Source organism: Pseudacidovorax intermedius, assembly GCF_003350475.1.
GTDB lineage: Bacteria > Pseudomonadota > Gammaproteobacteria > Burkholderiales > Burkholderiaceae_C > Xenophilus > Xenophilus intermedius.
The window spans coordinates 1,478,812-1,505,251 of sequence record NZ_QQAV01000001.1; the positions used below are offsets into that span (position 1 = coordinate 1,478,812).

At 71.0% G+C, this 26,440-nt stretch carries 26 protein-coding genes; 8 read left to right on the top strand and 18 right to left on the bottom strand.

All coding sequences use genetic code 11. The annotated features are described in order from the left end of the window. Positions 1–51 precede the first annotated feature (51 nt). Together DFR41_RS06575 and DFR41_RS06580 are read left to right on the top strand one after the other, a co-directional pair. Positions 52–1,260, top strand: a complete 1,209-nt coding sequence (locus DFR41_RS06575; protein WP_114802091.1) for an ABC transporter substrate-binding protein — start codon at positions 52–54, stop codon at positions 1,258–1,260. Positions 1,261–1,470: 210 nt separating this feature from the next. Then, entirely contained in the window at positions 1,471–2,346 is an 876-nt protein-coding gene (locus tag DFR41_RS06580; protein WP_114802092.1) for an isocitrate lyase/PEP mutase family protein, read from the top strand. 57 nt (positions 2,347–2,403) lie between these two features. On the opposite strand, the gene DFR41_RS06585 is transcribed toward DFR41_RS06580, so the two are convergent. Next, a complete protein-coding gene (locus DFR41_RS06585; protein ID WP_017761242.1) occupies positions 2,404–3,414 on the bottom strand; it encodes a zinc-binding alcohol dehydrogenase family protein in 1,011 nt (336 codons plus the stop codon). A 92-nt stretch (positions 3,415–3,506) separates the two neighbouring features. Here DFR41_RS06585 and DFR41_RS06590 point away from each other — a divergent pair, with 92 nt between their 5' ends. Both DFR41_RS06590 and DFR41_RS06595 read left to right on the top strand, forming a co-directional pair. After that, positions 3,507–4,493 carry a LysR family transcriptional regulator gene (locus DFR41_RS06590; protein WP_114802093.1) on the top strand — a complete coding sequence of 329 codons (987 nt, stop codon included), beginning with the start codon at positions 3,507–3,509 and terminating at the stop codon, positions 4,491–4,493. Then, positions 4,490–5,326 carry a creatininase family protein gene (locus DFR41_RS06595; protein WP_114802094.1) on the top strand — a complete coding sequence of 279 codons (837 nt, stop codon included), beginning with the start codon at positions 4,490–4,492 and terminating at the stop codon, positions 5,324–5,326. The genes DFR41_RS06590 and DFR41_RS06595 overlap by 4 nt, the downstream gene beginning before the upstream one ends. Before the next feature lie 81 nt (positions 5,327–5,407). Here the strand turns inward: DFR41_RS06595 and DFR41_RS06600 are convergent, their stop codons facing one another. Then, a complete protein-coding gene (locus DFR41_RS06600) occupies positions 5,408–6,028 on the bottom strand; it encodes a YbhB/YbcL family Raf kinase inhibitor-like protein (RefSeq protein WP_114802095.1) in 621 nt (206 codons plus the stop codon). Positions 6,029–6,231: 203 nt separating this feature from the next. On the opposite strand from DFR41_RS06600, the gene DFR41_RS06605 reads away from it, so the two are divergent. The 3 genes from DFR41_RS06605 to cutA are packed head-to-tail and all read left to right on the top strand — an operon-like array spanning position 6,232 to position 8,568. Further along, entirely contained in the window at positions 6,232–7,926 is a 1,695-nt protein-coding gene (locus tag DFR41_RS06605) for a response regulator (protein WP_114802096.1), read from the top strand. Positions 7,927–7,976: 50 nt separating this feature from the next. After that, entirely contained in the window at positions 7,977–8,228 is a 252-nt protein-coding gene (locus tag DFR41_RS06610; protein WP_017759544.1) for a GlsB/YeaQ/YmgE family stress response membrane protein, read from the top strand. Between the two features lie 4 nt (positions 8,229–8,232). Continuing rightward, a complete protein-coding gene (gene cutA / locus DFR41_RS06615; RefSeq protein WP_114802097.1) occupies positions 8,233–8,568 on the top strand; it encodes a divalent-cation tolerance protein CutA in 336 nt (111 codons plus the stop codon). Here the strand turns inward: cutA and DFR41_RS06620 are convergent, their stop codons facing one another. The 10 genes from DFR41_RS06620 to DFR41_RS06665 form a co-directional block, all read right to left on the bottom strand. Further along, positions 8,569–9,243, bottom strand: coding sequence for a histidine phosphatase family protein (locus DFR41_RS06620; RefSeq protein WP_114802098.1), 675 nt, complete (start codon positions 9,241–9,243; stop codon positions 8,569–8,571). 121 nt (positions 9,244–9,364) lie between these two features. Then, complete coding sequence (locus DFR41_RS06625) at positions 9,365–10,348, bottom strand: threonine dehydratase (protein WP_114802099.1); 984 nt, start codon at positions 10,346–10,348, stop codon at positions 9,365–9,367. 5 nt (positions 10,349–10,353) lie between these two features. Then, the gene (locus DFR41_RS06630; RefSeq protein ID WP_114802100.1) at positions 10,354–11,304 is read right to left on the bottom strand and encodes a PhzF family phenazine biosynthesis protein; all 951 of its coding nucleotides are present in this window, start codon (positions 11,302–11,304) and stop codon (positions 10,354–10,356) included. An 88-nt stretch (positions 11,305–11,392) separates the two neighbouring features. After that, complete coding sequence (locus DFR41_RS06635) at positions 11,393–12,034, bottom strand: glutathione S-transferase family protein (RefSeq protein ID WP_017757174.1); 642 nt, start codon at positions 12,032–12,034, stop codon at positions 11,393–11,395. A gap of 25 nt (positions 12,035–12,059) precedes the next feature. Beyond that, on the bottom strand, positions 12,060–12,908 hold the full coding sequence (locus DFR41_RS06640; protein ID WP_114802101.1) for a PhzF family phenazine biosynthesis protein: 849 nt from the start codon (positions 12,906–12,908) through the stop codon (positions 12,060–12,062). 37 nt (positions 12,909–12,945) lie between these two features. Beyond that, positions 12,946–13,584 carry a LysE family translocator gene (locus tag DFR41_RS06645; RefSeq protein WP_114802102.1) on the bottom strand — a complete coding sequence of 213 codons (639 nt, stop codon included), beginning with the start codon at positions 13,582–13,584 and terminating at the stop codon, positions 12,946–12,948. A gap of 17 nt (positions 13,585–13,601) precedes the next feature. Further along, entirely contained in the window at positions 13,602–14,219 is a 618-nt protein-coding gene (locus tag DFR41_RS06650; protein ID WP_114802103.1) for a DJ-1/PfpI family protein, read from the bottom strand. A 22-nt stretch (positions 14,220–14,241) separates the two neighbouring features. Further along, complete coding sequence (locus DFR41_RS06655; protein ID WP_114802104.1) at positions 14,242–15,456, bottom strand: aminotransferase-like domain-containing protein; 1,215 nt, start codon at positions 15,454–15,456, stop codon at positions 14,242–14,244. Positions 15,457–15,522: 66 nt separating this feature from the next. Next, the gene (locus DFR41_RS06660) at positions 15,523–16,455 is read right to left on the bottom strand and encodes a DMT family transporter (protein ID WP_114802105.1); all 933 of its coding nucleotides are present in this window, start codon (positions 16,453–16,455) and stop codon (positions 15,523–15,525) included. Beyond that, entirely contained in the window at positions 16,452–17,051 is a 600-nt protein-coding gene (locus DFR41_RS06665; protein ID WP_017762396.1) for a LysE family translocator, read from the bottom strand. Before DFR41_RS06665 ends, DFR41_RS06660 begins: the two co-directional genes overlap by 4 nt. Positions 17,052–17,143: 92 nt before the next feature. Here DFR41_RS06665 and DFR41_RS06670 point away from each other — a divergent pair, with 92 nt between their 5' ends. Further along, the gene (locus DFR41_RS06670; protein ID WP_114802106.1) at positions 17,144–18,577 is read left to right on the top strand and encodes an aminotransferase-like domain-containing protein; all 1,434 of its coding nucleotides are present in this window, start codon (positions 17,144–17,146) and stop codon (positions 18,575–18,577) included. Here the strand turns inward: DFR41_RS06670 and DFR41_RS06675 are convergent, their stop codons facing one another. From DFR41_RS06675 to DFR41_RS27860, 6 genes are all read right to left on the bottom strand, one after another. Further along, complete coding sequence (locus DFR41_RS06675) at positions 18,578–19,294, bottom strand: MgtC/SapB family protein (protein WP_114802107.1); 717 nt, start codon at positions 19,292–19,294, stop codon at positions 18,578–18,580. It abuts the gene before it with no gap. A gap of 53 nt (positions 19,295–19,347) precedes the next feature. Continuing rightward, the gene (locus tag DFR41_RS06680) at positions 19,348–20,400 is read right to left on the bottom strand and encodes a serine hydrolase (RefSeq protein ID WP_114802108.1); all 1,053 of its coding nucleotides are present in this window, start codon (positions 20,398–20,400) and stop codon (positions 19,348–19,350) included. Then, positions 20,330–21,550, bottom strand: a complete 1,221-nt coding sequence (locus tag DFR41_RS06685; protein WP_170159321.1) for a serine hydrolase — start codon at positions 21,548–21,550, stop codon at positions 20,330–20,332. Before DFR41_RS06685 ends, DFR41_RS06680 begins: the two co-directional genes overlap by 71 nt. A 206-nt stretch (positions 21,551–21,756) precedes the next feature. Continuing rightward, a complete protein-coding gene (locus DFR41_RS06690; RefSeq protein ID WP_043119082.1) occupies positions 21,757–23,517 on the bottom strand; it encodes a phospholipase D-like domain-containing protein in 1,761 nt (586 codons plus the stop codon). A gap of 171 nt (positions 23,518–23,688) precedes the next feature. After that, a complete protein-coding gene (locus tag DFR41_RS06695) occupies positions 23,689–25,590 on the bottom strand; it encodes an ATP-binding cassette domain-containing protein (protein WP_114802110.1) in 1,902 nt (633 codons plus the stop codon). A gap of 580 nt (positions 25,591–26,170) precedes the next feature. Further along, on the bottom strand, positions 26,171–26,440 hold a 270-nt coding region (locus DFR41_RS27860; RefSeq protein ID WP_211322554.1), incomplete at its 5' end, for a hypothetical protein.

A 26,440-nucleotide genomic window follows, 5' to 3' on the forward strand; every position in this document is an offset into this window, starting at 1 on the left:
TCCCTTGCGCTTCTTTCTTCCGCGACAAACCCACCCCAAGGAGACACAACCATGATGACGCTGCATTCCCGCCGCACCCTGATCGCTGCGGCCGCCTGTGCGCTGGCCGCCGGCGCGCTGCCGGCCGCCGCCTTCGAGAACAAGGACGAAGGCGTGCTGGAGAAGGAGATCGTGCTGGGCTCCTCGCAGCCGCTGTCCGGCACGCTGGCCTACATGGGCAAGGCGGTGGACGAGGGCATGCGCACCTACTTCGACATGGTCAACGAGAAGGGCGGCGTGAACGGCCGCAAGATCAAGCTGATCACCTACGACGACGAGCTCAAGCCCGCCAAGTCGGTGGCCAATGCCAAGCTGCTGATCGAGCGCGACAACGTGCTGGCCATGGTGGGCAACATCGGCCATGCCACCAACGTGAGCGCCTACGAATACAGCTCGACCAAGAAGGTGCCGACCATCGGCGCGCTGTCCATCTCGGACCTGACCAGCACGCCGCCGCGCGAGCTGCTCTATGTGCTGCCCTCGCCGCAGTCCACCGAGACGGCCGCCTACATCGACTATGCCGTGGGCACGCTCAAGGCCAAGAAGGTGGCCATGCTCTACCAGAACGACGGCTGGGGAAAGCCGGCCTACGACATCGCCGTCAAGCAGCTGGAGAAGCACGGCATGAAGCTGGTCGAGGCGCAGAGCTTCGAGCGCTTCGCCACCGACCTCACCTCGCAGGTCTTCAAGCTCAAGCAGGCCGAGCCGGACGTGGTCGTGGTCTATGCACTGGGCCAGGAGGCGGTGCAGTTCTTCCGCAGCGCCGAAAAGCTGGGCTGGAAGCCGACCGTCTTCGGTGCCGGCGGCCTGAACGATCCCAAGTTCGTGGAGCTGCTGGGCAAGACGCAGTCCAAGCTCTACGTGGCCTCCTACTACGACGCCATCGAGGGCGACAACCCGGCGATCCAGTCCTTCTTCGCGCGCTACACCAAAACCTATCCCAAGTCGGCGCCGTCGTCGAATGCGCTGATGGGCTACTCGGCCGCGGCCGTCGCCGTGGAGGCGCTGCAGCGCGCGGGCAACGAGCCCTCGCGCGCCAAGGTGGTGGCGGCGCTGGACGGCCTGAAGGACTTCGACCAGAAGATCGGCCCCAAGATCACCTTCCAGCCGCTCAACGCCGGCCCCTATTCGCGCCGCGGCCAGACCGGTGTGGCGCTGATGGAGTTGAAAGGTGACAAGTTCGCGCCGCTCGGCGGCTACATCGATCCGGTGAAGAGATAAGCACCCCCCATGCCGCTTCGCGGCTCCCCCCCTCTCTGGCGCCTTCGGCTTGGAGGGGGGCGCACCTGGAGGCCTGGCAAAGCCAGTTCCTCGGGTGCCCTGGCATGGCCTGCTCCGCGGCCACTTGAGCAGCACGCGATTCGCTGCACTTTCGTTCCGTGGTGCGATGCCATGGACATCTGACATCCCGCTCGACAAGGAACCTGCTTCATGCCCACACTGCGCCAGACCCTTCGCCAACGCATCACCGACGGCCCCACCTTCTGGATGGCCGGCGTGCAGGACGCCCTGTCGGCCCTACTCGTGGACCAGTCGGACTTCGACGGCATCTTCACCACCGGCTTCGGCATCTCGGCCTCGCTGCTGGGCCAGCCGGACATGGAGGTCTACACCCTCACCGAGAACGTGGCGGTGGTCAACCGCATCGCCAACGTCGTGAAGAAGCCCATCTTCGCGGACGCCGACACCGGCTACGGCAACGTGATCAACGTGGCCCGCACCGTGCGCGAGTTCGAGAAGGCAGGCGTGGCGGCCATCTCCATCGAGGACCAGATCAGCCCCAAGCGCTGCCCGGCCGCCGCCTCGGTGATGCCGGTGGTGCCGGTCAAGGATGCGGTGGCGCGCATCCGCGCCGCGGTCGACGCGCGGCAGGACCCGGACTTCCTGATCGTCGCGCGCACCGATGTGCTCGACCCGGCCGAGGCCATGGACCGCGCCGCACGCTACGCCGAGGCGGGCGCCGACCTCATCCAGCCGATCTCGCGCACCTTCAAGAGCTACGAGGACCTGGTGAAGCTGCGCGAGGTGTCGGGCCGCCGCCTGTCGCTGCAGCTGATGCAGGGCCTGTGGATGGAGAAGCTCTCGCGCGAGCAGGTGGAGTCGGTGGCGGCCTTCGCCACCTATCCGATCGTCACGCTGATGAGCACGGTGCATGCGCTGCAGGCCAACCTGGCCACGCTGGCCGCCCGCCGCAGCGGCGAGGTGGATGGCCTGCCGGCCGGCCAGGTGCCCATGGCCGAATTCAAGCGCGTGATCGGCTGGGAGGCGATGGAGGCGCGGCAGGCGCACTACGAGCAGCAGGACTGAGCCGGGCAAAGCGCCCGGCCGGCGTGGCGCGCATGCCGCCGCGCACGGGCCGGCGGCTCAGAAGCCTTCCAGCACGACCTTGCCCCGCGCCTGGCCGCTTTCGACGAAGGCATGCGCCCGGCGCAGGTTGGTCGCGTCGATGCGGCCGTAGTGTTCGCCCAACGTGGTGCGCAGGCGGCCTGTGTCGACCAGCTGGGCCACCTCGGCCAGCAATGCGCCCTGCTCGGCCATGTCGGGCGTCTCGAAGCGCGAGCGGGTGAACATCATCTCCCAGTGCAGCGAGATGGCCTTGGTCTTCAGCGGCATGGCGTCGAGCTGCGGCATGTCGTCGATCACGCCCAGGCGGCCCTGGGGCTTGAGCGCTTCGATCAGTTGCATGTAGTGCTGCGCGGTCTGCGTGAGGCTGGCGGCCAGGTCCACGGCCTCGATGCCGGCGGCCTTCAGCTCGGCGGCGAGCGGGCGGCTGTGGTCGACCACGACGTGGGCGCCCAGGTCCAGGCACCACTGGCGGGTCTGCGGCCGCGAGGCGGTGGCCACCACCCGCAGCTGCGTCAGCTGTCGCGCGAGCTGGATCAGGATCGAGCCCACGCCACCGGCACCTCCGGTGACCAGCAGCGTCTGGCCCGCGCCGCCGCCGCGTGGCACCTGCAGGCGGTCGAAGAGCAGTTCCCAGGCAGTGATGGCCGTGAGCGGCAGGGCCGCGGCCTCGGCATCGCCCAGCGTGGCGGGGGCCCGGGCGGCGATGCGCTCGTCCACCAAGTGCAGTTCGCTGTTGGCACCCGGCCGCACGATGGAACCGGCGTAGTACACGCGGTCGCCCGGGGCAAAGCCGGTGACGGCGCTGCCGACCGCATCGACGGTGCCCACTGCGTCCCAGCCGAGCACGCGGGCCTGGCCGGCCTCGGGCGCGGCAAGGCGGCGCACCTTGGTGTCGACGGGGTTCACCGAGATGGCGGCCACCCGCACGCGCAGGTCGCGCGGGCCGGGCTGCGGTTCGGGAAGGTCGAGGTCGATCAGCGATTCCGGTTGTTCGATGGGCAGGTTCTGGCGGTAGCCGATGGCTTTCATGGGCGCTCTCGGAAGAGGGGATATTGCGATGGCGTGACTCTAGGTTCTGCGTTCGGGATTGATAAGCCGCCTGTCACTGGCATCATCTTCAAATGGGAATTGAAAATCTCGCCGACCTGCGGCTGGTGCAGGAAGCGGCACGCAGCGGCTCGCTGAGCGCCGCCGGCCGTACGCTGGATCTCACGCCCGCCGCGGCCAGCGCGGCGCTCAAACGGGTCGAGTCGCAGCTGGGCGCGCGGCTCTTCGAGCGCTCGACGCGAGCCCTGCGGCTCACCGCCGAGGGCCAGACGCTGCTGGACTACGCCGGTCGCGCCTTCGAGCTGCTGGCCGAGGCCGAGGCGCAGGTGGCCGCAGGCCGCGGCGAGCTGGTCGGCACGCTGCGGGTGGCGGCGCCTTCGGACCTCACGCGCCGCGTGCTGCTGCCCGCCTTCGACGAATTCCTGGCCCGGCATCCCGGCGTGCAACTGGCGCTGTCGGTGGGTGACCGGCCGCTGGACGTGATGCGCGACGAGGTGGACCTGGCCCTGCGCTACGGTCCGCTGGCCGATTCGCGACTGGTGGCGCGCCCGCTGGCGCAGACCCGGCCCGTGCTCTGCGCCGCGCCCGCCTACCTGCACCGGCGCGGCACACCGCGCCTGCCGCAGGACCTGGTGCAACACAACTGCCTGAGCTTCCACCGCGCCGGCCGACGCCAGCGCGAGTGGCGCTTCGGTCAGGGCGGCCAATGGGTGGCGGTGCGCATCGACGGCGACCGCCATGCCGACGATGCCTCGCTGGCGCGCGAATGGACGCTGGCCGGCGTGGGCATCACCTTCAAGTCCTACCTGGACGTGCGGGCTGATCTGGACAGCGGCGCCCTGGTGCGCCTGCTGCCCGACTGGGACACGGAGGCCTATCCGCTGCATGCCCTGCTGCCCAGCAACCGCTTCGTGCCCGCGCGGGTGCGGGCGCTGGTGGACTTTCTGGCCGACTGGCTGGCGCAGTGGCTGGCCGACGATCCTGCCGGCATCGCCACCGCCGGGGGCAGTGCGGATGCGGGGGCCGTCAGGGCGGCAGGCCGGCCTAACATCGCCGGATGACCGCCAAGCCCGCCATGCCGCCGACGCTCCCCCGCTTCTGGGCCGAACTCGGCACCCGCGACTTCGCCACGCTGGACCCGGCCGCCACCGTCGCGGTGCTGCCGCTGGGTGCCACCGAGCAGCATGGCCCGCATCTGCCGCTGGGCGTGGACACCGTCATCGCCGACGGCATCGTGCAGGCCGCGCTGCCGCTGTTGCCGGCCGACCTGCCTGCGCTGTTCCTGCCCACGCTGCCCGTGGGCCTGAGCCCCGAACATGCCCGATTCGCCGGCACGCTCACCCTGTCGTCGGAGACGGTGCTGCGCCTGTGGAAGGAGATCGGTGCCGGTGTCGCCCGCGCCGGCGTGCGCAAGCTGGTGCTCTTCAATGCCCATGGCGGCCACACCGGCGCGATGGACATTGCCGCGCGCGAGCTGCGCGAGGCGCACGACCTGATCGTCTACAGCCTCAGCTGGTTCAACCTGCCGCTGACGGACGCCGCCACCGGTCAGGCGCTGGTGCCGGACCGCTTCGATGTGCATGCGGGCGAGTTCGAGACGGCGCTGATGCTGGCGCTGGCGCCGCAGCAGGTGCGGCGCGAGGCGGTGAAGGACTTCCCGTCCACCTCGCGCGAGCGGGCGAGGGACTACGCCATCCTCGGCAATGGCCGCAGCGCCAAGCTGGGTTGGGCCATGCAGGACTACCACCCCGAAGGCGCGGCCGGAAATGCCGCGGCCGCCACCGAGGCGCAGGGCCGCGCGCTGCTCGACGCCGCGGCGCGGGGGCTCGCGCAGGCGCTGGCCGAGGTGTCGCGCCTGCCGCTGTCGACACTGGGCGCCGATCCGCGCGGCTGAGTCCGGCGCAGCGGCAGCGTCGCGCCGCCAGGATCGGTGGCCGGTGGCGCGCGGGCGCCGCCGAGGCGGGCCGGTGGACTCTCAGCCCGCCGCCACGGCCGGCGCGTCCCCCACCGGAATGCTGCCGTCGCCCCGCGCGTAGGTGCCGATCAGCAGGCCGCTGGCGACGGCGCGCGCCTGGATGGCCTCCACCAGCGCGTCGCGGCCCGGCGTCTCGCCCAGCGCCTCGCCTTCGGCCAGGGCATAGAGCTGGAAGGCATAGCGGTGCGGCCCATGGCCCGGCGGCGGATCGGGGGGCAACCAGGCGGCCTGCAGGTAGGAGTTGCGGCCGGCATGCAGGCCCGCGCCCTCGTGGTCCGGGCTGGGCCAGGCGCCTTCGGCCAGGTGGCCGTCCTCGGGCGGCAGATCCACCGCGATGGCATGCACCAGCGGATGCGGCGTGGGCGAATCGGCGTCTTCCACGATCAACACCAGCTCTGCGACGCCGGCCGGCACGCCGGTCCAGGCCAGCGGCGGGGAGAGCCCCTCGCCATCGGCGGTATAGCGCTGCGGAATCGGCGCATGGTCGCCGAAGGCCAGGCTGGTCAGCTGCAGCGTGCCGTGGCCCGCGCGCAGGCCCACCGTGTTGAAGACGATGTCATCCAGGCCGGCGCGTACGCCGGCCAGCGCCTGGCCGATGGCCCCAGGAAGTTTTTCGAGCATGGTGTGAACGTAGGCGCAACTGACCCACACGCATGTAGGACTTCCGGCGACACGCCGCGCCGGACGCCCTCCCTACATTGACTGGGTCTGCGCTTGTCCCTGCGATCCGACGTCCGCATCGTTTCTTTTCGTCGTCCGCCTTCATGTCCTGCTGCCCCGCCGTGTGCTTTGTCGATTCCGTGGCGGTGGCCACGCGCTGAACCATGGAGCGCCGTGTCCTCATCCATGCGCCGGAGCCTGTGGAAGCCAATTCGCTGTCCCGTGCGGCGCGCGGACTGGGCCTCAATGCCGTGGCCTGTTCTTCGATGTCCGTGCTCCTGGCGCACATGCAGGAAGGCGCCGCCGCTGCACTGCTTACCGGTCCATCGCTCGCCTTGCTGCCCGATGCGGACCTTCGATCCTGGCTGTCAGCACAACCGGCCTGGTCGGACTTCCCATTCGTCGTGCTGATGGACCCGGCCAGTCATGCGCCGCAGGCCACGGTGCGCCTGCGCGAGCTGGGCAATGTGGTGGTGGTCGATCATCCCGCCTGCGAAGAAACGCTCACCCGTGCCATCCATGCCGCCGTGCGCCAGCGCCACCGCCAGTACACGATGCGCCAGCAGATCGAACAGCTGGAGGCGGCGCGTGCCGAGGTGCAGCGCCTGAACACGGGGCTGGAGGCGCGCATTGCCGAACGCACGCGCGAACTGGCCGGCGCCAATGACCGGCTGACGGCCGAGATCGGCGAGCGGGAGCGCGCGCAGGCCGCGCTGCTGCAGGCGCAGAAGATGGAAGCCGTCGGCCGGCTCACCGGCGGCATTGCCCACGACTTCAACAACCTGCTGCACGTGGTGCAGATGAACCTGGACCTGCTCGGCCGCATCTCCAAGGAGGCCAAGGTGCAGGAGATCAGCGGACGCGCCCGCGGCGCCGTCGCCAAGGGTGCGCGTCTGACCAGCCAGTTGCTGTCCTTCTCGCGCAAGCAGTCGCTGCTGCCGCGGCTGTCGGACGTGAATGCGCTGATCGAGGGCATGCGCGAGCTCATTGCCGTCTCCGTCGGCTCGGCCGTTCGGGTGGAGCTGGCGCTGGACCCGTCCCCCTGCTGGGCCGTGCTCGACGCCAGCCAGCTGGAGATGGCGCTGATCAACCTGGCCGTGAACGCACGCGAGGCCATGGCGGCCGGCGGCGTGCTCACGGTGCGCACCGGGCATGTGCAGCGTGAGGCTGCGGGCGGCCTGCCCGCGGGCGACTATGTGGCCGTACAGGTGCAGGACACCGGCGCCGGCATCCCGGCCGGCGTGCTCGGTCAGGTCTTCGACCCCTTCTTCACCACCAAGCCCCTGGGCAGCGGCAGCGGACTGGGCCTGAGCCAGGTGTATGGCTTCGCCCGGCAGTCGGGGGGCGAAGCCGCCATCGACAGCGTGGAAGGCCAGGGCACCCGGGTGGACCTGCTCTTTCCCGCGGTGGCCGCCCCGGCCGCAGACGCGCTGCCGCCGCCCGAGGCCGAGGTCCAGGCCCTGGCCGCCGGCCGCTCGGTGCTGGTGGTGGAGGACGACGCCGAGGTCCGCCGCGTGATCGCCGACAGCCTGGCGCTGCTGGGCTGCCGCGTCATCCAGGCCGCCGACGGCCAGCAGGGCCTGGAGGTGCTGGGCGCCCAGGCCCGGCCCGACCTGATGGTGGTGGACTACGCCATGCCGGGCATGACCGGCGCCGAATTCATCGTGCATGCGCGCCAGCGCGTGGGCGCCGTGCCCGTGGTGCTGGCCACCGGCTACGCGGACATGGCGCAGGTGGGGCGCGTGCTGGGCACGCAATCCATCCTCATCAAGCCCTTCGAGATCTCTGCGCTGGCGGCCTGCGTGGCGCAGGCGCTGGCGCCTGCAGCGCGGGGCGGCAACCCCGGTACCCTGCACTGAGCGAAACCCGCTTTTCCTTCATCCCTTCCCATACCTTCCAGGAGATCACCATGGGCATCATCGGCACCATCCTCATCGGCTTCATCGTCGGACTCGTGGCGCGCGCCATCAAGCCGGGCAACGACTCGGCGGGCTTCATCGTCACCACGCTGATCGGCATCGTGGGCTCCTTCATCGCCACCTACCTGGGCCAGGCGATGGGCTGGTACACGGTGGGCCAGCCGGCCGGCTTCATCGCCTCCGTCATCGGCGCCATCATCCTGCTGTTCGTCTGGGGCCTGGTGGCCGGCCGCCGCCGCTGAAGGCATGACCGACACCGCATGCGTGGTGATGACCACGGCCGGCACCGAGGAAGAGGCCGAGGACCTGGCCGGCGCGATGGTCGAGGCGGGCCTGGCGGCCTGCGTGCAGATCCAGCGGGTGCGCAGCGTCTATCGCTGGGAAGGCGAAACCCGCCGAGAGCCCGAGTGGCTGCTGATCTGCAAGACGCGCGCCGGCCGCTTCGAGGCGCTGCAGGCATTGATCCAGGAGAGGCACAGCTATGCCGTGCCGGAGGTGGTGCAACTGCCCATCACGGCCGGCTTGCCGGCCTACCTGCGTTGGCTGGCCGAAGCCACCGCCGAGCCGCCGGCGGCGGCCTGATCACGCGTAAGTCACCCACTTCTCGTAGTCGGGCCCATCCAGATGCGGCAAGGTGTTGTACGTCACCAGCATGTGCCGCTTGGGCGTGAACGCGAACTCCGTGACCGCGGTGTTGCGGATGCGCAGGTTCAGCTCGATGGTGGTCTCGGGCGAGGTGCCCAGCACATGGCCCACCGCCGTCGAGATCGGCCCGCCGCTGCTCACCACCAGCACCTTCGCGCCATGGTGGCGGTCGCGCACATGGTCCAGCGCGGTGGTCACGCCCGCCAGGAAGTCCACGTAGCTCGGCATGCCCACCGGCGCCGCCTGCCCGTTCATCCAGGCCGACAGGCCCTGGCGCAGCAGGCGGAAGTGGGCCTTGTACAGCTCGGGCGTGTCGGCCTTGGGCAGCTTCTCCGGATGGATGGTGGCGACCACCGCCTCGCTGTCGTACTCGTTCAGGCCCGGCCAGGGCAGCACGTCCTGCGGCGGCAGCTGCATGCCGCGGGCGATGCCTTCCCAGGTTTCGCGGTGGCGGCGCAGGGTGCCGGTGATGACGGCATCGAAGCGCATGCCGCGCTCGCGCCAGTACTCGCCCAGCCGCTCGGCCTGGCGGTGGCCGAGTTCGCTGAGGCGGTCGTAGTCGTCGGAGCCGAAAGAGGCCTGGCCGTGGCGCACGAGGTAGAGCGTTCCCATGGCGGGCGATTGTCCAAAGCAGGCCGGCGGCGCTTGTCGCGCGTGGGACCGAAGGCGCGGCCGCCGTCGCTTGGGTGACCCGTCCTGGTCCCTCCCGCCTGCGGGAGAGGGGACGCAATCCTCAGCCCGTTGCGACGCCCGCGGCGAGCACCTCGGCAAAAAGCGGCGCATCCACATTGCCGCCGGTCAGTGCGAGTCCGATGCGCTTGCCCGCCCAGCGACCGCGCTGCTGCAATGCGGCCGCCAGCGCCGCGGCACCGGCGCCCTCGGCCACGTTGTGCGTGGCGGTGTAGAGCAGCCGCATCGCGCCTGCCACCTCGTCGTCGGTGACGGCCACCACGTCCTCGGCCTCCGCGCGCACGACGGCCACCGACTCGGCCACCGGCGTGCGGCAGGCCATGCCGTCGGCGATGCGCGTGGTGGCGGGCGACTCCACCAGCGTGCCGCTGCGCCACGACTGCAGGCAGGCGTCCGCATGCGCCGACACCACGCCCACCAGCCGCGTGGACACGCCGCAGTGGGCCCGTGCCGCCGCGGCACCGGCGAAGCCCGAGCCCAGCCCGATCGGCACGAAGAGCACGTCCGGCGCGCCGCCGGACGCCTTCGTCGCCTCGAAGAACTCCACGTAGGCCGTGGCCACGCCGCGCACCAGGTCACGGTGGAAGGAGGGGATGCGGTGCAGCCCGTGCTGCGCCGCCAGCGCGGCCGCATGGTCGGCGGCGGCCTGGAAGTCCTCACCGTGCTCGACCAGCTCCACGCCCAGGGCGCGCATGGCGGCGTTCTTCTCGACCGAGTTGCCGTGCGGCACCACGATGGTGGCCTGCAGGCCGTGGCGCCGGGCCGCGAAGCCCACCGACTGGCCGTGGTTGCCGCGCGTGGCGCTGATCACGTGCCGCACCGCCGGCTGGGTGCGGCGCAGTTCCTCGAAGTAGGTGAGCCCACCGCGCACCTTAAAGGCACCGACGGGCGTGTGGTTCTCGTGCTTGATCCAGGCCTCGGTGCCCAGCGCCTGCTCGATCAGCGGCCAGCGGTACTGTGGCGTGGGCGGCAGGGCGCTTCGCACGGTGGCGAGCGCGGCGGCGATGGCGTCGGGAGAGAAGCGCATGAGCGTCAGACCCGCACCCGGCCCTCGATGCAGTCGGCCACGTCGCCGCCGATCCAGATCTGGCCCGAGGCGTCCTGCGCGACATGCACCCGACCGTCTCGGCCCAGGCACTGGCCTTGGCCCGCCACGTAGCGGGCCGGCATCAGTCCGTCGGCGATGAGCCACTGCGCCAGGCTGGCGTTGAGGCTGCCGGTGACGGGGTCTTCTTCCACGCCGATGGGAGCGGCGAAGGCGCGCACCTCCAGGTCCACCGTCGGCGCGGCCCGCGCGGCGGCTGCAGCGGCGCTGCCGCGTGCACCGAAGGCGCGGGCCTCGCGGTTGGCACGGCCGATGAGCGGCGGCGCACCAGCGTCCTGGGCGTCCGTGCGGGCGGCCACGCCCACCTTCTGGCCCAGCGCCTTGAGCGCCGCATGGTCCGGCCGCAGCGCCAGCACCGTGTCGGGGCTGTCCAGCAGCAGGCCCAGCCAGACCGGCCCGTTGTCCAGGCACTGCGCCGCCTCGATCTGCGAGGCCTTCAGGCCCAGGGCCGCCGCCACCTTGGACAGCAGCATGGGGCTGGGCGCGCTGCGTTGGAGCGGCGGCGCGGCGAAGGCCAGACGTTCGCCCTCGGCGCGGATCGGCACCAGGCCGATGGCGCATTCCTGCACGATGCCGCCGGCCCGCCGTGGCTGGCCGCCATGCGCCAGCCAGGCGCTGCAGGTGCCCAGCGTGGGATGGCCGGCGAAGGGCAGCTCGCCGCCGGGCGTGAAGATGCGCACGCGGTAGTCCGCGCCGCCGGCCGCGCCTTCGGCGGTGGGCGGCAGCACGAAGGTGGTCTCGGAGAGGTTGGTCCAGCGCGCGAAGCGCTGCATGGCTTCGCCGTCCAGGTCCTGGCCGTCCAGCACCACGGCGACCGGGTTGCCGCGGGTGGGCGTGTCGGTGAAGACGTCGGGCTGGCGGAAAGGGCGGGTTCTCATGGCGGGACTCGGGAAGCGGAAATGAAGGAGGAAGCGGAGAGGGCGGCGCCGGTCGGGCGCCAGGTGCCGCGGGCGGGCCCGCGGCGGATCAGGCCAGCGCCAGATCCAGCACGCCAAGCGCGGCCGGCCGGGTGCGCAGGGCATCGAACCAGCGCTCCACGTTGGGCCAGGAAGGGCGGCGGTACTCGGTCGGGGGCAGGCCGAACCAGCGGTGCACTTCGCAGGCGACCGGGATGTCGGCCATGGTGAAGCGCTCGCCGGTCATGAATTCGCGGCCGGCCAGGTGGGCGTCCAGCATCGCCATCAGCGGCTCGGTCGCGGCGATGGAGGTGGCGATGGCCTGCGCATCGCGCTCGGCGACCGGCACGCGCACCAGCTGCACGAAGGCATCGCGGCCCGCGGGGTTGAGCGTGGTCTGCTGCCAGTCCATCCAGCGTTCGGCATCGAAGCGCGCCTCCAGCGGCTCGGGATACATGAGCCCGTGCGAATGGCGGGCGCAGAGGTAGCGCACGATGACATTGCTTTCCCACAGCACGAAGCGGGCGTCGCCCTCGCCGTCCTGCAGCAGCGGCACCAGCGCGTTGGGATTCATGGCCAGGTACTCGGGTGTGTGCACCAGGCCGTGGGCGCCGCCGGCCTCGGTGCGCTGGAAGTCCAGGCCGAGTTCCTGCGCACACCACACCACCTTGCGCACATTGATCGAGCTGATGCGGCCCCAGAGATTGAGCATGGGTCGGTTTCCTTGTCGAAGCGCGTCAGAGGGTCATCATGCGGGCGGTTCCGCGCACGCAGATCGAAGCGCCCGGCGTCGGAGCGATATCCGCCTGCAGGCGGCAGAGCACGCCCATGTCCTCGCCCTGCGTGATGGCGATGGTGCCGCCATGAGACCAGCCCCGATCGCGTAGGTAGCCGCCGAGCGCCGCGGCAGCAGCGCCGGTGGCCGGGTCTTCGTAGACGCCGCCACCCGCGAAGGGATTGCGCACATGAAAGCGCTGAGGGCTCTCGGCGTGCGCCAGCACGATCGTCGCCAGGCCTGCGCGCTGCATCAGTTCGCGACCGGACTCGAAGTCGTAGTGCATGGCGGCCAGCCGGGCCCGGTCCCGCAGGGTCAGCAGAAAGTGGTCGGCGCCGCCGTGGATCAGGGCCGGGGGAAGGCACGGGTCCAGGTCGGACTCGGCCAGGCCGAACAGCGCAAGGGCCTCGGCCTTCCAGGCGGCGTCCAGGGGCTGGCTGCGCGTGGGTGGCGACTGCAGCGCGGCCTGCATGAGGCCGTCCGCGGCCTGGGGGTCGAGGCTTCCCTCCACCGTGATCCGCGCGGCGTTGAGCGTGAGCGCGAACGTCCCGCCGCCGTGCGCTCGCGCCAGTGCGGCACCGAGGGCGATGGTGGCGTGGCCGCAGAAAGGCACCTCGGACGCCGGAGAGAAGTAGCGCACCCGCCAGCTGCCGTCCGCCATCGGCGCGGCGAACACGGTTTCGGAATAGCCGAGCCTGGTGGCGAGTTGCTGCATCTGCCCGTCGTCGGGCAGGCTGTCGCCGATCACGACGCCCGCCGGGTTGCCGCCGCGTGGGCCGTCGGAGAAGGCGGCGATGTGCTGAACATTCATGGTGTCGGGAGCTTGGATGTGCGCGAGGCAAGCGCGATCAGGCCACGGCCGGCCGCGCCATCACCAGCAGCCGCAGCGCCAGGCCGAACATCACGCTGGCCAGCAGCCGTTGCCGCAGGCGCGCACTGCCTTCGCCTGCGGCCATGCGCCGCGCCACCAGGCCCGCGGCGCTGCCCAGCGAGGTGTTGAAGGCCAGCGAGACGAGCGCCATGACGGCACCGAGCTGCACCATCTGCACGCTGACCGGCCCCCGGTCGGGATGCGCGAACTGCGGCAGGAAGACGACGAAGAAGAGCAGCGCCTTGGGATTCATCAGCGTATGGAAGAAGCCCATGCGCGCGATGTGCAGGCCGCGCCAGGGTCCGGCACCTTGTGCGGCTGCCGCACCGGAGCCGGCGCGCAGGGCCTGCACGCCCAGCCACACCAGGTAGGCCGCACCCGCCCAGCGCAGCAGGTCGAAGGCCGGGGCCCATGCCGCCATCAGCGCGGCCACGCCGCTGGCGGCCGCCAGCGCGAGCACCAGGTCGGCCAGGGCGATGCCAACGGCGCCCGCGAATGCGCCGCGCGGGCCGTGCGCCGCACCCTGCGCCAGGATGAAGGCCATGTTCGGCCCCGGCGAGGCCAGCAGCGCAAGCACGGCCAGCAGGAAGAGGCCCAGGGTGGTGGCAGCGATCATGGGTGCGTGTCCGTTGATCAGGCGGGCGTCGCAGCCGCCGGTAGATAGGGCGCGATCGCGGCCATCGCGCGGGCCACGTAGTCGTCCTTCTCGCCGACGGGCGCGACGTAGTGCAGCGCGTCGCGGGCCGCGGCGATGCCTTCGCTGCGCGCGATGAGCCAGGCGGCCAGGTAGGGCGAGGCCAGGCAGCCGCCGGCCGTGGCCACGTTGCCGTCGGCAAAGAAGGGCTGGTCGAGCACGCCCACGCCGGCCTCCTGCACCCAGGGCTTGGTCGTGAGGTCGGTGCAGGCGAGCACCGTGCCCAGCAGGCCCAGGCGCGCGAGCACCAGCGTGCCGGAGCACTGGGCGCCGATGAGCTGGCGCGCCGGGTCGAGCCGCAGCTGCGCCATCAGTGCCGCATCGGCCACCACCTCGCGCGTGCGGATGCCGCTGCCCACCAGCACGGCGCCGGCCTGGGCGGCCTCTTCCAGCGTGGCGGTGGCGTCGAGCGTGACGCCGTTCATCGACGTGACGCGTGCCGTGGGCGCGGCCAGTGTGACGCGCCAGCCGGGCCGCTTGATGCGGTTGAGCACGCCCAGCGCGATCAGCGAGTCGAGCTCGTTGAAACCGTCGAAGGTGAGGATGGCGATGTGCATGGTTCTGGCCTCGGCGACGGCGTCATTGGGCGGCGGCCAGTTGTTGCTGAACCTGCGCCGCGGCGCGGTGGGCCAGCGCCTCGCGCACCGTCTCGGCCAGGGCGGCGATGGCGGTGGCGATCTGCTGCTCGGTGGCGGTCACGAAGGACAGGCGCAGCGTGCGCGGATCGGGCTCGCCGGCATAGAAGGGCGAGCCGGGGACGAAGGCCACGTTGCGCTCCACGGCCTGGGCCAGCAGCGCCGTCGCGTCGATGCCCTCGGGCATGCGCAGCCACAGGAACATGCCGCCCTTGGGCACGTTGAACTCGACGTCCAGGCCCTTCATCTCGCGCTGCAGGGCGTCCACCATCGCGTCGCGCTGCGCCTTGTAGAGCGCGCGGATCTTGGGCACATGCCGCTCCAGGAAGCCGCCCTGCATCACGGTGCTCACCATGCGCTGCGTGAAGATGGGCGTGTGCAGGTCCACGGCCTGCTTGGCCTGCAGCAGCTTGGGGTACAGCGCCTTGGGCGCCACCAGGAAGCCCAGCCGCAGGCCCGGCGCCAGCACCTTGGAGAAGGAGCCCAGGTAGATGCAGCCCTCGGGGTTGCGCGCGGTGAGCGGCAGCGGCGGGGCTTCGTCGAACCACAGCTCGCCGTAGGGGTTGTCCTCGACGATCGGCAGGCCCGCGGCCTGGGCGGCGGCCGAGACGGCGGCGCGGCGCGCCTCGCTCATGGTGCGGCCCGTGGGGTTCTGGAAGTTGGGCAGCAGGTAGATGAAGCGTGCGTCCGCCGCTTTGGCGCTCAGGTCCTCGGCCAGCACGCCTTCGGCATCGCTGGCCACGCTGACGGCCTGCGGCTCCATGGGGCTGAAGGCCTGCAGGGCGCCGAGGTAGGTGGGCGTCTCCACCAGCACCTTGGCTTGCGGGTCGATCAGCACCTTGGCGATCAGGTCCAGGCCCTGCTGCGAGCCGGTGGTGATCAGCACCTGGTCGGCATCGACGTCCCAGGGCAGCATGGCGGCCACGGCCTGGCGCAGCGGCGCATAGCCCTCGCTCGCGGCGTACTGCAGGGCGCCCTGGCCGTCGGTGGCCAGCACCTCGGCGCAGGCGGCGGCGAATTCCGTGACCGGAAAGGTCTTGGGCGAGGGCAGGCCGCCGGCCAGGCTGATCACGTTGGGCCGCTCGGTCACCTTGAGGATCTCGCGGATGGCGGAGGGGTTCATCTTCTCGGCGCGGGCGGCGAGTTTCCAGTGGGTCATGGTGGGCTCCTTGTCGGTCGTTATTGGGCCGGGCCTCGGTGGACCCGGCGGGGTTTTGCAAGAGGGTCAGTCGGCGATCGCTCGCGCGGCGGCGGGCGGCTGGGCGAGCTTCTTGCCGAGCAGCACCGTCGCCACCACGGCGAGGGCGAAGCCCAGCGTCATGGCGTCGATGCGCTCGCCCAGGATGGGCACCGCCGCCAGGATGGAAAAGAAGGGCTGCAGCAGCTGCGCCTGGCTCACGCGCAGCGCGCCACCCAGCGCGAGGCCACGGTACCAGGCGAAGAAGCCGGCCCACATCGAGAACACGCCCAGGTACACCAGGCCGGCCCAGGCGACCGGCGCCACCGGCGTGGCGGGCCACAGCACGAAGGTCGCGGGCAGCGTCACCGGCAGCGCCAGCACGCAGACCCAGCAGATCACGCGTTCCGCACCCAGCGCGGGCGTGACCTGCGCGCCATAGATGTAGCCGGCCGAGGCGGCCACCACGCCGCCCACCAGCAGCAGGTCGGCCGGGTCGAGGCCGAAGCCGCCCTGCGGCGAGGCGCGCAGCAGCGAGAACACGATCACCAGCGCGCTGCCGGCCACCGCGCACAGCCAGAAGCCCCAGTGGGCCCGCTGGCGCAGCACCAGCGCGGCGATCACGGCCGTCACCAATGGAAGCAGCGCGGTGACCACGGCCGCGTGGCCGGCCGTCACGGTGCGCAGGGCCAGGGCCAGCAGCAGCGGATAGCCGAGGGCATTGCCCAGCGTGGCGAAGGCCAGCGGGCGCCAGTGCCGGCGCTGCGGCAGCGGCGAGCGGGTGACCAGCAGGAAGACCGCCGACAGCAGCCCCGCCAGCGCCGCGCGGCCCAGGGTCACGAACCAGGGCGAGAGCTGCGGCGCCTCGGCCGTGCCGGTGGCCAGGCGGGTGGCCGGCAGCGTGATGCCGAACACGGCGACGCCCAGGATGCCGAGCCAGAGGCCCAGGCGCTGGTCGCGGGCGTGCGTGCTCGTGCTCATGCCTTCACCATCCACACTGCCGTCAGCACCAGCAGCAGCGCCATCGCCCGGTTGAACATCAAGAGCCGCCGCCCCTGCGCCAGCCAGCCGCGCAGCAGGGCGCCGGCGGCGGCGTAGGCCAGGTTGCTCGCGAGCGCGAAGAGGATCATCACGCCCGTCACGATGCCGGTGCGCACCATCGGCTGCGCCTGCCCGCTCACCCAGCCGGCCACGATGGCCAGGGCCAGCAACCAGGCCTTGATGTTGACGAACTGCAGGCCCACGCCCTGCCAGAAGCCCACCTGCAACTGCGCGGCCGAGGCCTGCGCCATCCGGTCCGCGCCCCACAGGCGCCAGGCCATCCACAGCAGGTAGGCGATGCCGGCGGCCTTGACGGCCACGCGCACCGCGGGTGCGGCGGTCACCAGCGCGCCCAGTCCGGCCGCCGTCAGCAACAGCAGCAGGCTCCAGCCCACCGGCACCGCGCAGACGAAGCGCATCGCCCGCGGCAGGCCGCCATTGGCGGCCAGCGTGGTCGAGAGCGTGGTGTTGGGGCCGGGCGAAAAGCTCATCGCCGAGGCCAGCACCAGCAGCGCGGTGAATTCTTGCCAGGTCATGGAGGGCCACTCTACACTTTGACGCCAGTACAGAAGCAATACAGTTTCTCGAACAATCAGGCCCATCTGTACCGGTGGGCGCACCAGCACACATGCTCACCCGCACCCACAGCCAGACCCTCACCGAGCAGCTGGCCGCGCTGTTTGCCGAGCGCATCCGCAACCGCCTGCTGGCGCCCGGCGCGCGGCTGCCGTCGGTGCGCGAGTGCGCCCGGCAGCACAGCGTGAGCCCGCACACCGTCGTCGCCGCCTATGACCAGCTGCTGGCCCAGGGCCTGGTGGAGGCCCGCCGTCAGCGCGGCTTCTTCGTGCGGCAGGCCGAGGCGGCCGACCGCGCCGAGCCCGGGGCACGCCCGGTGCCCGTCGCGCCCGTCGCCACCGTGCTGGCCGCAGCGCCGGCCGCGCCGGCCGATGCCAGTACGCTGATCCGCGGCATGTTCCACCGACAGAGCGACAAGCCCCAGCCCGGCATGGGCGTGCTGCCGCCCGACTGGCTGGAAAGCAGCTTCATGCCTGCCGCCGTTCGCCGCGTCACCGCGCCGGCCACGCTGCGCGAGTTCTCGCTGCAATACGGCGACCCGGCCGGCGACGCCACATTGCGCACGAGCCTGGCCCAGAAGCTGGCCGGCCTGCAGCTGCCGGTGACGCCGGCGCAGATCGTCAGCACCGTGGGCGCCACCCATGCGCTGGACATCGTCAGCCGCACCCTGCTGCGCGCTGGCGATCCGGTGATGGTCGAGGAGCCCGGCTGGGCGGTCGAATTCGCCCGGCTCGAAGCCCTGGGCATGCGCGTTCTGCCCGTGCCGCGCCGCGCCGACGGGCCCGACCTGGCCGTGATGCAGCGCTACTGCGAGGCCCATGCGCCCAAGCTGTTCGTCAGCGTGAGCGTGCTGCACAACCCCACGGGCCACTGCCTGTCGCCCGGCAGCGCGCACCGCGTGCTGCAGCTGGCGGCGCAGCACGACTTCCACATCGTTGAGGACGACACCTACGGCCACCTTGCGCCCGAGCACGCGACTCGGCTGGCCGTGCTCGACGGCCTGCAGCGCGTGATCTACGTGAGCGGCTTTGCCAAGGTGCTGGCGCCCAACTGGCGCATCGGTTTCCTGGCGGCCGCGCCGCCGCTGGTGGAGCGGCTGCTGGAGACCAAGCTGCTGGCCACGCTGACCACGCCGGCCCTGTTCGAGCGGGCGCTGGCCTGGTGCATCGACCAGGGCCAGCTGCGCCGCCATGTGGAGCGCATCCGCCTGCGGCTGGACGGCGCCCGCGGCCGCGCCGTCAAGCTGGCGCTGGCGCACGGCTGCACGCTGGCCTCGGAGCCCGCGGGCCTGTTCGGCTGGCTGGACACCGGCGTGGACACCGACACGCTCACCCAGCGGATGCTGGACCAGGGCTACCTGCTGGCGCCCGGATCGCTCTTTCATGCGCGGCGGCAGCCCACCACGCTGATGCGCATCAACTTCGCCACCGCGCAGGACGCCGGCTTCTGGAAGGCCTTCGGCCGCACGCGGGACGCGATGCGCTGATCAGTCTTCGGCGCTGGCGCTCCAGAAGGCCTGGTGAACGCCCGGCAGCGCCTCCAGCGCCTGCGTGACCCGGTCCAGCTCGTCCGCCTCCACCGCCGTGGCATAGAGCACCGCCTCGATCTCCGCATCGCCCTGGCCGAAGGGATGCTGGTCGATCTCGCGCACCGGGTAGCTGGCGGCGGCCAGGCGCTCGACCAGTTCCTCGCGCATCTGCGCCTGCACCTGGCGGGCGCAGATCACGTAGACCGAGTACGCGGCCTCGGTGATCTCTTCCACCACCGGCTGACGGTTGATGCGGTTGACCACCGGTCGCAGCAGCGTATTGCTGGCCAGCACGAACAGGGCCGCAATGATGGCCTCGCCGAGCAGGTCGGCACCCGCGCAGGCGCCCACCGCCGCCGAGCCCCACAGCGTGGCCGCGGTGTTGAGCCCGCTGATGTTGGCGCCTTCCTTCATGATGGCGCCCGCGCCCAGGAAGCCGATTCCCGAGACCACGTAGGCCACCACGTGCACCGCGCCGTCGCTGCCGTGCAGCCGGTTGGCCATGTCCACGAACACCGCGGCGCCGACGGCCACCAGTGTGTTGGTGCGCAGGCCGGCGGTGCGTTGGCGGATCTGCCGCTCCAGCCCGATCATGCCGCCCAGCAGGAAGGCCGAGCCGATGCTCACGAGCGTGTCGAGCAGGGAAGGAAGGTTGAAGTTCTGGATGGCTTGCATGGGATGACGCGCGCGTGGGCGCGCATCATCCACCATCCCTGTGACGGCGACGCTCAGCCGCCGAGCGCCACCTGGCGGATCGCCCGGCCCACCGATTCCAGCACCGGCCCGGCCTGCTTCTGTTCATCCAGGTCGGCCGTGCAGGCCACGATCACCAGCGCCTTCTGCAGGTCGTCCGGATCGAGCACGCCGGCATGGCAGGCCCGGCGGTGCTGGGTGCCGGTCTTGTGGATGAAGGCATGGTCGCGCGGCAGCCCGGCCTGCAGACGGTAGCCGGTGTAGATGTCGTGCTTCATCGCCTTGTAGAGCAGCGCCCGGGGCGGCGCGTCGGGCAGCACCTGGCCTCGCACCAGCCGTTCCAGCATGGCGCCATAGGCGATCAGCGTGGTGGTGTTCAGGTCGCGGCGGTAGTAGCGGTCGTAGGCCTCGTCCATGCTGGTGGTGGCGAGGTCGGTGCGCTTCACGTCGGCGGCGCGGCGGATGGCCTCCACACGCGCCGGCCCGTTGCGGGCCGAGGCGATGCGCACCAGCGTGCGGTTGTCCAGGTCGCGCGCCTTCGGGTGCACTTCGGCATACACGTCGCGTCGCACCTGCGCGAAGGTGGTCAGCGTGACGTTGGGCGTGCCCATGGCCTGGCGAGTGCCGTCGTTGAGCGTCTGCACGGTCACCGCGCGGATCAGCATGTTGGCGGCCGTGTTGTCGCTTTCCAGCAGCATGCGTTCGATCAGCGTGCGCAGGCTGTAGCGGGTGCCGGTCTCGTTCCAGACGATGTTGCCCACGTCGATGCGGTCGCCGTCTTCCAGCGCCAGTTCATCGTCCAGCGTGCGGCGACCGTCCTGCACCTGACGCAGCACGGCCAGCGCGACCGGCACCTTGGCCATGGAAGCCAGGTACCAGCGCTGGTCGGCGCCATGGTTCATCTCGCTGCCGTCCGACAGGCGCTTGACGTAGACGCCCAAGCGCCCGGGCGTCTGCTGGTCGATGCGCGCGATGCGCTCGGCCAGGCGCTGCGACCAGGCGCCGTCATCGGCAGCCTCAGCGCGCCACGCCGGCAGCAGCAGCGCCGTGGCGATCGTCAGGCATGAAAGCAGGGCAGGTGGGCGCATCGGGGAGTCCTTGCGTGAGCAATCCGGATCGGCACAGGGCAGCGGCCGTCTGGGCCAGCAGGTGTTCGGCGCGGCCGAGGCTGGGCGCGTCGCGCACGCAGGCCGCCAGCACCACCGGGTGCCGGGCGTCGGAGCCAGGCATGCGCACCAGGCCGGCATCGCAGATGCGGCGGCGCTGGGTGCCGGTCTTGTGGGCGAAGCGCGCCTGCGGCGGCAGGCCGGCGCGCAGCCGCTGCGGGCCGGTGGCGACGTCTTCCATCAGCTTGAGCAGCGTCTGCGTGGCCTCGGCGCCCAGGGCGCGACCCTCGGCCAGGGCGACGAGGATCTGGGCATAGGCATCCAGGCGGCCGCTGTTGAGGCCTTCGGCGTAGTAGGCGTCGTAGGCGGCATCGAGGGAGCCGGCCTTGATCTGACCAGGGGACAGGGCCAGCAGTTCGGCGAGCTGGCGGCGCTTCGCCGCATCGCTGCCCGCACGGTGCAGGGCCAGCAGGTCGCTGCCCGACAGATGGCTGGCCGCGGGCGTGAGCTGGCCATAGACCTGGCGCCGCACCTCGGCCAGCGGCGTGATGCGTGCAATGCCACGCGGCGCCAGCGTCTGCGCCACGCCGTTCACGGCCTGCAGGCCGACCAGGTCGATCAGCATGTCGGTGGCCGTGTTGTCGCTGTAGATGATCATCTGGCCCATGAGCCAGCGCACGCTGAGCGCGCTGCCCAGCGGCTGGCGCAGCGTGGCGCCCGCGCCGTCCACGCGGTCTCCGGCGCGGAAGGTGACGGTGGTGTCCAGCGAGATCTCGCCGCGCTCGACGGCCTGCAGCACGGCGATGGCCACCGGCACCTTGACCATGGAGGCCAGGTACCAGCGCTCGTCCGCCCGGTGGCCGAAGGACTGGCCGCTGGCGAGGTCCAGCACGTACACGCCAATGCCGGTCTGCGATGCACCGCCCAGCTGCTGCATGGCGCTGGCCATGCGGGCGCGCCAGTCCGCGCCCGTGCTCGACGTCGGAGGCAGTGCCGGCACGACCGACGGTACCGGCGCCACATGGGTTGGCGTGCCTGGCACGGTGACGGGCGCCGGCGCGAGCGGCTGTACCTGGGCGGTCGCCGCTGCGCACAGCGAAAGCAGAAAGGCCGGGGCACCAGGCAGGCGCATGAGGCGGCACAGGCGATGGAGGACGGAAGGTCGCATCGGGTCGTCGGGTTGCGCGAAGGTGGCGGTGGGGAGTCGGTGGCGGAAATTGGAAGCCGGAATGCGTCGGCGAGCGTGGTCTGCGCGGCGGGCAGGCTGGTCGGCCCGCGTCGCCGTGGGGGTGCCCGGCCCAGCGCGTCGGGTGGAGGGGCGCGGGCGCTGGCGGCAGTTCACAGCATCGAGTCTGGCGCGAGGGGGCCGATCAGCCACAGCAGGGCGCGCAGGCTGGTGCTGGTGTCGGGCTCCGTGTGGGCATCCTGCAGTCCGCTGCCGGCTGGCGCTCGCCAGACGAGGGCACCGCCGGCCGACGGATCGCGCTCCACCTTCCAGGCGCCTTCCTTGAGGCTCTTCTCGACGATGGACGTGGCCTCGGCGGACAGCTCGGTGCTGCGCACCACCAGCGCGATCTCGGTGTTCTGCTTCTGCGAGCGCAAATCGAGGTTCATCGAACCGATGGCCAGCAGCCGGCCGTCGCGCACGATGAACTTGGAATGCAGCATGGCCTTGGATTCACCCATGCCGCCTGTCACGCCGCTACCCGTGCCCAGCGCCTGGCGAAGGCCGGCTTGGTCGGCGCGCATCTCGTAGAGCTCCACGCCCATGTCCAGCAGGTCGGTGCGGTGGCGCGCATAGCCCACATGGGCCACCGGCGCATCGTTGGACGCCAGCGAGTTGGTCAGCACGCGGATGCGCACGCCCCGCTCGCGGGCCTTGGCGAAGGCGTTGCGGATCTCCTTGCCCGGCACGAAGTAGGGCGAGACGATGACCAGGTCCTGCCTGGCCTGGGCGATCAGGGGCAGCACGCCCTCGACCACCGTCTCGCCTGCCGGCATCTCGCCGTGCGGCGCGTCGGGCTTGGCCGGCGCGGGGCCTTCCTTGGCCTGCTCGTCGGCGGGGATCTTGCCGGGCCGGTCGACCAGCAGCAGCGCGGGCGCCCACGTGAACTTCACCGCTTTCAGGTCCATGGGCTGCTCGTCCCAGCCTGGACGCTGGGCAGCCTTGCTGTCGCCGAACGCGGCGGCGCTTTGCGCATCCGGGCGCGGCTCGCCGTCCGGCGGGGAGGGCGTGCCTTGCGCGCCCCCGCTGGCGCCCGAGCGCCCGCTTTCGGCCGCCTTCTCGCGGATGCGGTCCATCTCCTTGCGGTCCACCAGCGACTCGACGGGATAGGCGCGCTCGTCGTTCCAGTACTGGTCGAAGCTCTTGGACATCTGCTGCACGATCGGGCCGGCGGCCAGCACGTCCAGGTCGACGAAGTTGCCGGCGTCGCCGCCCAGGCCGAAGTAGGCATCGCCGAGGTTGCGCCCGCCGGTGATGCCCAGCGTGTTGTCCGCGATGAAGAGCTTGTTGTGCATGCGCTGCTGGATGCGGCCCATGTCGCCCAAGGAGACGACGATGCGGCCGATGGACGAGGCGCGTGCGCCGGCGAGCGGGTTGAACAGCCGGATCTGCACATTTGGCGTGTCGGCCAGGCCCAGCACCAGCGCATTGCGGCCAGCGCTGTGGAAGTCGTCGATCAGGATGCGCACCCGCACGCCGCGCCGGGCGGCGTCCTGCACGGCGCGCATCAGGCGGCCGGTGCTGGCGTCGGCGTGGATGGCGTAGTACTGCAGGTCCAGACTGCGCTGGGCCTGTTCGGCGAGGGCGAGCCGGCTGGAATAGGCGGCCTGCGGGCCGTCGATGAGCATGAAGCCGGAGGTGGTGCGCGGCGCGGCGACGGAGGCGGCCGGTTTGTCCGACCCGTTCTGCTGGATGAAGGCGGCGAGCGGGCCGTCCGCCGCCGGAGGCAGCGCCTTGGAAACGGGCCGGTTCACGTTCTCCGGCAGGCTGGTGCAGCCCCCCACGGTGGCGCCCAGCAGGGCGGCCGAGACGAGCAGGGCGGCACCGACGCCGCGGCGCAATGTCCGGCGACGGAGGGTCAATGAAGGTGGCATTGCACGGGGCTGGCGGACATGGTGCCGGCGGTATAGCCCGGGGTGGTGCGTCGCCGTGTCGGACAAGGGGGCGCTTCGCGCGACGGAAGGCGCCTTTTTCTGAGGCGCTTTGCGCAACGTGGCGGGACGTGCGCTCGCCGCTTCTGGCGCCCTGGGCGTGGCCTCCGGCGCTCAGCGGGCCTCGAGCACTTCCCAGCGCTCCAGCGCTTCCAGCAGTTCTTCCTCGATCTGCGCGAAGCGTTGCGCCAACTGGGCGCCCCGGCCGGGGTCGGTGCCGTAGATGGCGCCGCCGCCGCGTTCGAGTTCGGTCTGCACCGTCTTCTGCTCGGCTTCCAGGGCCGCGATGCGCGCGGGCAGCGCGTCGAGTTCGCGCTGCTCCTTGTAGCTGAGCTTGCGGCGCGGGGCGGCAGTGGTGGCGTCGGCGACAGGCGGCGTTGCCGTGGCTGGCGCCGCCGCGGGGGTGCTCGACGTTGTTGCAGCGGCCGATGCGGCCGCGATTTCGTGCGCGCGCCGCGACTGGATCAGCCAGTCCTGCACGCCGCCTTCGTACTCGCGCCAGCGGCCATCGCCCTCGGCGGCGATGGTGCTCGTCACCACGTTGTCCAGGAAGGCGCGGTCGTGGCTCACCAGGAACACGGTGCCTTCGTAGTCCTGCAGCAGCTCTTCCAGCAGTTCGAGTGTGTCGATGTCCAGGTCGTTCGTCGGCTCGTCCAGCACGAGCACGTTGGCGGGCCGCGCGAACAGGCGGGCCAGCAGCAGCCGGTTGCGTTCGCCCCCGCTGAGCGAACGCACGGGCGACTGCGAGCGTGCCGGGGAGAACAGGAAGTCGGACAGGTAGCTCTTGACGTGCTTGCGCTGCTTGCCGATCTCGATCCACTCGCTGCCCGGGCTGATGAAGTCCTCCAGCGTGGCGTCCAGGTCCAGCGCGTCGCGCATCTGGTCGAAGTAGGCGACTTCCAGGTTGGCGCCCTGGCGCAGCCGGCCGGCGTCGGGCGCGATCTCGCCCAGGATCAGCTTGAGCAGCGTGGTCTTGCCGGCGCCATTGGGGCCGATCAGCCCCACCTTGTCGCCGCGCAGGATGGTGGCCGAGAAATCGCGCACCACGGCGCGCTCGCCGTAGCGCTTGGTCACCTCGGTGAGTTCGGCCACGATCTTGCCGCTGGGCAGGCCGCTGGCCACGTCCATCTTCACACGGCCCAGCGCCTCGCGCCGGCTGGCGCGGCGGCTGCGCAGCGTCTCAAGTCGGCCGATGCGGCTCTGGCTGCGCGTGCGGCGGGCCTCGACACCCTTGCGGATCCACACCTCTTCCTGCGCGAGCAGCTTGTCGGCCTTGGCGTTGATCACGGCTTCCTGGGCGAGCTGCTCTTCCTTCTGTATCTGGTAGCGCGCGAAGTTGCCCGGATAGCTGCGCAGCTGGCCGCGGTCCAGTTCGACGATGCGCGTGGCCACGGCGTCGAGGAAGGCGCGGTCGTGGGTGATGGTGACCACGCTGCCCTTGAAGGCGAGCAGCAGTTGCTCCAGCCATTCGATGGCTTCGAGGTCCAGGTGATTGGTCGGCTCGTCGAGCAGCAGCACGTCGGGCGCCGCCACCAGGGCCTGGGCCAGGGCGACGCGCTTGCGCATGCCGCCGGAGAGCGCGCCGATGCGTGCGTCGGGCGCCAGGTTGAGGCGGTGCAGGGTCTCGTCGACGCGCTGTTCCCAGTTCCAGCCTGATTGCGCCTCGATCTGGGACTGGAGGGCGTCAAGGTCCTCGCCCTCGCCGCCCGCCAGGTAGCGGGCGCGCAGGCTCACGATCTCGGCCAGGCCGCGGCTGACGGCGTCGAATACGGTGTGGCCGGCGTCGAGCACCGGCTCCTGCGCCACATAGGCCACGCGCAGCCCCTGCTGCACCTGCATCGTGCCGTCGTCGGTCTTCTCCAGCCCGCCGAGGATCTTGAGCAGCGACGACTTGCCTGCGCCATTGCGGCCGATCAGGCCGACGCGCTCCTGCGTCTGCAGCGAGAAATCGGCATGGTCGAGAAGCGGCACATGGCCGAAGGCCAGCTGTGCGTCCAGTAAGGTGATGAGTGCCATTGGTCGCGGATTATCGAAGCGCGCCGCAGCGGCGCCCGGGGGCCGGGGTAGGAGGTGTCTCGGCCCATTGGGTGGAGTGGATGCAAAGCCCGCTCACCTTTGAGCGGCCGGAGGCGCTTTATCCATCCCTCGTGGCTCTCTCTCTATATAGGTACTCAGTAGGCCGCCCACTCTGCGCATTACGCGGGATGGCGCAGCGGTAGCTGGTGGCGCACAGCGGGCAGCACGCCCCGGGAGACTCGGGTACCCATGGCGCTTGTCACTTGCCCTGCACGGCGGCGCCACGCGGAAGCAGGCGACCCCACTTTGACGAAGAAAGGGCCCGAAAAGAGGTTGTTCATCCCCCTGCTCACGTACGCACGGCCGGCGCGCAGCGCCGCGTCAGCGGCGTGGCGCGGGCATACGCGCAGGATGCCGAACGCCGCGAGTGTTCGTCACAGGCTTGGGTGCCTCACCCGCCGGCCAACTAAGGCCATTCAGAAAGAGCCTCCAAGCCCCAGGGCGAAGTTGCAGCCATGAGCTCCGCGTAGGGCATTCGGGGTCAGCAGCGATTTCTTGTCAGACGGGACTTGCATTCCTGTCAGTCAGCGCCGTATACTGGCTGGCTCGCTGACTGACACGCAGTTTTGTAGCTGAGTTTGGCTGGTGAGGGGTTTGAGGTAGTGACGGTGGCTTCTGAGTAAAAAGAAGTTGCGCTTTTAGAAAAAAGCGTGTCATAATCGAGGGCTCGACACAAGGCGGCGAAGTTAGTAGCCAATGAGTGTTGCGGGTGGTTGGTCGAGTAGGTTGCTTCGGTGGCTTGCGAGACGAAAGACCCGAAAGTTTGACAGGTCTTTATAAAAACTGTCAT